The organism is Pseudoalteromonas luteoviolacea NCIMB 1942 (assembly GCF_001625595.1).
Lineage (GTDB): Bacteria > Pseudomonadota > Gammaproteobacteria > Enterobacterales > Alteromonadaceae > Pseudoalteromonas > Pseudoalteromonas luteoviolacea_A.
Map to the genome: position 1 here is coordinate 25,354 of NZ_AUXT01000148.1, position 6,334 is coordinate 31,687.

A 6,334-nucleotide genomic window follows, 5' to 3' on the forward strand; every position below is an offset into this window, starting at 1 on the left:
AAGCCACAAATCATTTATAAAATAGCATTAAAAAAGGAGTGAAGTACTCCTTTTTTAGACTTATAGATATTTGCTTAGATACTTTTTCATAATGGGGTCATGCTGCGCCATTTCTCGTTGCTCCTCCAATATCTCTGCCAGCATTTGATATGAAGTTAATGGGTTAGCTAACACAACCCTAAATACCACCGTTGGTTGCCCTTCATATTGCTCTGGTGTCAATCGGGTCCTAGATACGAAAGAGCGCCCCGTTTCACGCTGTCTTTTTTGCATACTTGCGGTCAGGCGATTTAACGCAGCATATATATCTAACTTTTCTTGTTCATTAGCCTGCGCAAGTGCTGTTCTAATTGCTTTCGGTACATAGCGATAAGTTAGCAAACACAGTTCAGGATGAGAAATAAGTTCAAAGTCATCTTGCTCTGAAATTAGCTTTGCAAAGTAGTGCGCTTTTTCAATGCTGTGATCTATCAGCATTTCATACCCTTTACGGCCAATGACTTGTAAACAGGCATGTACCAGCATTGCCATTCCTGGACGACTCCCTTCTAGCGTGTGGCTACCCAAGTCTTTTGAACCTTTACGTAGAATATATTCGGCATGGTGCTCAATCACATCTGTAGCAGCAGGATCTTTAAATAATACGATACCAGCCCCCATCGGCACGTACATCTGCTTATGAGCATCAATCGTGACTGAGTCCGCCTTTTCAATCCCAGATAAAAGGTGTCTATAAGTATTGGACAGTAAAGTTGCCCCACCCCAAGCAGCATCCACATGGAAGTGACAATTCAGCTCTTCACATAATTGCGCCATTTCATTGAGTGGATCGATACTACCTGTTTCCGTTGTGCCGGCTACCCCTACGATGGCCATCACTTTAATCCCTTGCGCTTCTAGTTCACGTGCTTTTTCACGCATCGCAAGCATGTCGACTTTATTGTCTTTATTGGTACGAATGGCTATGAAGTTTTCACGTCCAATCCCTAAAACATCAGCAGCTTTTCCTAATGAATAGTGCCCACGTTCAGATACCAATACGGCTAACCCTTTGTAGCCATAATGCATCATAGCGGCGAACATACCTTGAGAGGATATACCTTTAAAATCACCATCGGGTTTTAATAAACGGTTTCTGGCGATCCACAAAGCTGTAATGTTAGCAATGGTGCCACCGGAGCAAAACGCACCAAGTGCATTTTTAGCACTGTGCATCCACTTTTGATAAAACTCATCACTTTGGCCATAGGTCAAGTGATGCATCATTCCGAGCACCTGCCTCTCAAGCGGAGTGAAAGCTTTAGAAGTTTCAATTTTTACGAGGTTTTGGTTTAACCCCACCATTAACTTTGACAAAGGCAGTAAAAAGTGTGGCAATGCAGAAGTCATGTGACCAATAAAGCTGGGAGACGCGGTATGTACCGAGTGCGCAACTAATTGCTCCATGATATCTTGAGCATAATCCGATACAAAAGTCGGCTCTTCAGAGATAGCAGCAGTTTGAAAATCTTTCTCTATCTCGTGTAAAGGCTTCTCAACAGCAGCAATGTTCTCATTCAAAAACCCAGCAAGGTTATGTGAGATTTCTTGTTCTATTTTACTGAGTGTAGAGCCTGGCGCTTCTGGTACGGTAAAGATTCGCATTAAGCTTTCTTCAGAAGCGACTGCACAACGCTTTGGACCCATTCTAATTCCCAATCACAAAAGAGTAAGTAGATGTGTGCGCCTCGAGGCTGCGTCTGATAGGCACATCTACCTTGCTAATTTATTACGAAATGACTAACTCTACTTTAAAGTTGCAGAAATGTCTGCAAATGCGACGTAAAAAAGTAACCTTAATGGCTATTTTCCGTATAAATAAACAAAATAGCGCTTTTTAAGAACATAAAGTCCCGACATTTTATGAAATACTTTGTAAAATACCCTCCAAGGCTATAAAATTTGCAATATTGTTAATGCTCAGGCAACCGGAATTGCAATGAATAAATGGAACTTTGCTCATCGTACCCTATCTTTCACATGGGTCTTAGTGGGTTTTCTCACCTTCGTAGTATCTCTGGCAGGCTACGTTTACTACACCTACCACAATACAAAAACCGTGATCATGGAAGATATCGATAAGAGGCTGCGTACTGCTGCACAAAGTGCCAACTTATTTGTCGGTGCACAATATCACGATGACCTTAATGAGGTAAGCCTAGCTGAATTTAAACAGGTTAGCGAACAGCTTACCAAACTGGCACGAGCTGTGGGGGTCGAGTACGTTTATACAATGGTATATGACTCTCCACACGTGCGCTTTACAGCCTCTAGTTACACCGTTGATGACATCACCAATGGTGATGTCACGCAATTTAGAGATATCTACCCCGAAGCAACAACAATAAATAAAGGAGCGTTTCGCTCAACAAAAGAAGTTTTTGAAATATCACAGGATAAATGGGGGCACTTTAAGACGATATTTGTGCCACATATCACGCCACAAGGACAAATTTACCTGACGGGGGCTGATATCACCATTTCTCATATAGAAGAACAACTTCAAGACAATGTGACCCAAGCAGCGCTCTCTGCTAGTTTTTTCTTTTGTATAGCACTGTTAGTGGCTGGAATGTACTTGTTGGTCTACCGACGCACGTTAACTACAGATGCAAGAACAGGTTTTGCCAATCGCCTCGCTTTAGAGCAAGATTTACAGCGTTCAAAACGCCAACATTTGAGCCTTGCTATCATTTCAATTTGCGAACTTGAGGAGATTATTAGCTTCTATGGTGCCGCCGTCGGCGATAAGGTCATTCAAAACGTGATGAACCATTTTCAGGGTTTTACCAAACCATTTAAAGTTTATCGACTTGCCACATCCAAGCTTGTTTTAATGTGCGATACACCAAATGGAGAGCACTACTTAAACAATTTGATATCAGAATTTCCTTTTTCACGCTCTATTTTGGAAGACCCTCTTTTATATATACAAATCAAAGCAGGCATAGCCAAAGGCAATAAAAACCTGCTTCTAGAAAACGCGTTTATCGCTTGTAGACAAGCACAACAACTGCACCAAACAACTTATATCTATGGTCAGCAAACGCAAAAAACAAAGTTACTACAAGAATCCAACCTAGCAATTGCAAAAACAGTTCAAAGTGCCTTTGATCAACATCGCATCATTCCATATTTTACGCCTCGAGCTCGTATTCAAGACGGTAAAATTGTGCAATACCACTGCACACCGCGGGTACTGACCGAGCAAGGTGTCATACTCAAGTCCCAAGCGTTTGGAGAGGTAATAAAACACTCACGCTTAAACTCTCAGCTAACACGACAGATGCTTGAGTTGTGCGTTACTCAATTCAGAAAAACCAATGTTGCTTGGAGCCTTGCCCTCACTCCTCAGGACTTGAGCGACCCACAAATGATGGAATATATTAGCCAAGCTATAAACCGCTACCCACAGCCCAGCCTGATCACTTTTGAACTAGATGAGCAGGCGCTCATCAGCCAGTTCAACGATATGTCGGCAATTATTAGTATTTTGCGCAGTAAAGGTGTCAATATATTAGTCAACTCACGAAACAGTGGCTTACTTACTATCAGCCGTATGCTGAAAATGTCTATCAATGCGGTAAAGTTAGAAGAAACTTTAATTGAGCAATTAGCTGACAACCAACAAGTAAAAGGGCTAGTTAAACATATTGGGGAGCAGTGTAAGAATAGTGAAATTTCGTTAATTGTATCCGGGATCACCAATAAAGCGCAGCTACAACAGCTCAAAGAAACTCATATCACTATGTTTGAAGGCACCTATATTGGCGCTGCTGCACCGCATATAAAAGAGCAACAAGAAGCTGCGGCCTTTCATAACTAAAATAGGCACCTAAGGTGCCTATTTTATGACGGCTTGATATCTACGATGAGGCGCGTACTCGACTGACCACTGGCCCAATACTTTCTTTCAAAAGGCGTAATCGCATCGTCACTATGATAAGTCTCTACTTGTGTATGAATACCTGCCAAATGTAGTGCTCGCGAGAACTCTTTTACATAAATATCCCAATTACTACGCACCTCTAGGCAACCGCCTAGCTTGACGATAAATGGAAATACAGCAGCTCCGTGCCACCTGCGTTGAATATGTTTAGACTTTGGCCAAGGGTTTGGGTAGAACAAATAGTGATGTGTAGGCTGCCACTTAGCTTCACAAGCCAAACGCCAAAAATCATTCAAATCAGCTTGCACTAAAATATACTGTCCGTGTTCGCCTTGCTTGTATTCTACATCATGCTTATCGAGCCTATGAGAAGATTTATCGATACCGATGACAAGCGCTTCAGGGTGCTTTTTTGCGAGATTTGCTGTGCTCTCACCTACGCCACAACATGAGTCCAAAATAATTGGACCTGCAAAAGCTTGTACCTTTTCATTTACTTCATTAAATGCGTTTAATGTATGCTCAGCAATAGGCTTTTTGAACTCTGCATTGAGATGTTTTTGGACGATTTCATCCAGCTTTTCATGCAGCCCAGTCTGGTTTGTTGTGATACTTCGAGAGTTTGCGTCAGCCATGATACTCGTATTTTTATCTGTAAATGGGCCAATTTTAGAAGCTTGGAGAGCAAAGTAAATAGTACCCAAGTAAATTTGTTCGAAGATAACACAAACTCACGTTTGGGCACCTGAAAACGATGACTTGTATAAGGTTAAGTATTTAGAATGTACTTGCAATCGGGCGAGGGTAAAAGACTGTCAGTTGACCAAGACTTACCAATGACTTGGCTCTTTTAAATTGAACGCATGTTAAAGCTTTATTGAGCCTTTCATTGACTCAATAAAGTATCTCTGTTTTACATAAGAAACAACACTGCAATTAAGGCAGCTGTATGAGATTCTTTTCTATTGATTTCATAATGCAGAGAGTCTGCATGGTAAGAAAAGTCATCATGCCTTAAATTTTTGCCATTGACAGCGTATACCTTGTCAAAAGGCGTATTGGCATTTGATATGTCAAAGCCCCTGTCTAACTCTGATGTGTTCATATCTAAAGCACTCACTGTCGGAATAAAAGTAGGCGTTAGGTTTTTCTCTCTTAAGTTACTTTTTATAATTGAGAAAGCGCTATTACTACTCGCTTCCTTTCGAAACTCATAATCAAGCTCAATACCTGACATAGCGTAAGAGCCTGGCGCATTGTCAAAAACATGCGTTGTATAGTAATGCGGCACTTTATAATCTTGGTAGATATTCATTGATCTTACAGAGTATTGCGTATCCCCCCAAGTTTCATAATCAACCTTAAATTCTATTAACTCTGTACCTGCTGGGATATTCATAGAATTACCCGTGTAGCTACCATTGGAAAACGCCACATTACGAGTCGATGAAGGGTAAGTCGTTTGTTCAAGGTACGTGTCTGCTTGATTACCAGTAACCAATAACTTTGCAGCAACACCAGCAGTTAATTGTTCCAAAAGTCGAGAAATATGAGATTCACCATCCCTACAAAAGCTAATCCACTGACAACCCAGAATATCTGATAGTCTATCCTGAACGCGTTTAAAGTTGATAGTTAATGAGTGAGGTACATTCGCCCCTTTGTGCGGTGCATCGAAAGAAATATAATTATAAATATTGTGTACTACCCCTTGCTCTTCTAGATGACTAATCATCTGCTTACCGATTAAGCCTCCATAACTAAACCCTATGACACTGGAATGATAATCGCCTTGTTGAAAATTATCTTTTATATATTCAAATAACTTAGAGGTAATGAGATAGTCACCATCAAGAGGAGCTAAGACAACAATATCTTTGCCGTTGTCTAGTAAGCGCTTAAAAATTGGAGAGAGTGTCTTATTATTCCAGTATCTAGTCAGTTTATCTTGCCCGCTGCCTAGGTTCTGAGAGCCAAATGCGATATCGGCGCCAGCAATAAAATAAACAGGCTTATCAAACTTGTTATCTTTTGAAGTAATAATGTCAGCATCCACGCCCCCCAAAACCCTACATCCATTGATATAAGACGCCCAATCTTTATCATGTTCAATACTACACATACCGGTAATTTTGCTTGGATCTCCAGCTAACTGGATAAAGTGTGGCGTTCTCACATCTAAGTCGACGATTTGGAATCTATCCGAATCCGCGCTGTAAATAATTGTTCTGTAGTTGTCCCATAAATCGACATCAATCTCTTCCTCAAAAAATGAATACTTCTTAAGTGGATAACCGTCAATGGTTGCAGAGTATGCTTGGAAACTGAGTGCACCTAATGCTAGTGCAGATAAAATACTTTTTTTCAAAGAAATCCCTTATTCAATCCCGAATTCAAGTTCCAAGT

General features: G+C 40.9%; 4 protein-coding genes. 1 reads left to right on the forward strand and 3 read right to left on the reverse strand.

The annotated features are described in order from the left end of the window. Positions 1-60: 60 nt before the first annotated feature. Positions 61-1,686 carry a pyridoxal-dependent aspartate 1-decarboxylase PanP gene (gene panP / locus N482_RS08970; protein WP_063376711.1) on the reverse strand — a complete coding sequence of 542 codons (1,626 nt, stop codon included), beginning with the start codon at positions 1,684-1,686 and terminating at the stop codon, positions 61-63. Between the two features lie 292 nt (positions 1,687-1,978). On the opposite strand from panP, the gene N482_RS08975 reads away from it, so the two are divergent. Further along, positions 1,979-3,865 (forward strand): GGDEF domain-containing protein, encoded by a 1,887-nt coding sequence (locus tag N482_RS08975; protein WP_063376712.1) that lies wholly within the window; start codon positions 1,979-1,981, stop codon positions 3,863-3,865. 23 nt (positions 3,866-3,888) lie between these two features. On the opposite strand, the gene trmB is transcribed toward N482_RS08975, so the two are convergent. Beyond that, positions 3,889-4,563 carry a tRNA (guanine(46)-N(7))-methyltransferase TrmB gene (gene trmB, locus N482_RS08980; RefSeq protein WP_063376719.1) on the reverse strand — a complete coding sequence of 225 codons (675 nt, stop codon included), beginning with the start codon at positions 4,561-4,563 and terminating at the stop codon, positions 3,889-3,891. A gap of 278 nt (positions 4,564-4,841) precedes the next feature. After that, on the reverse strand, positions 4,842-6,296 hold the full coding sequence (locus N482_RS08985) for a hypothetical protein (protein WP_063376713.1): 1,455 nt from the start codon (positions 6,294-6,296) through the stop codon (positions 4,842-4,844). Positions 6,297-6,334: the final 38 nt, after the last annotated feature.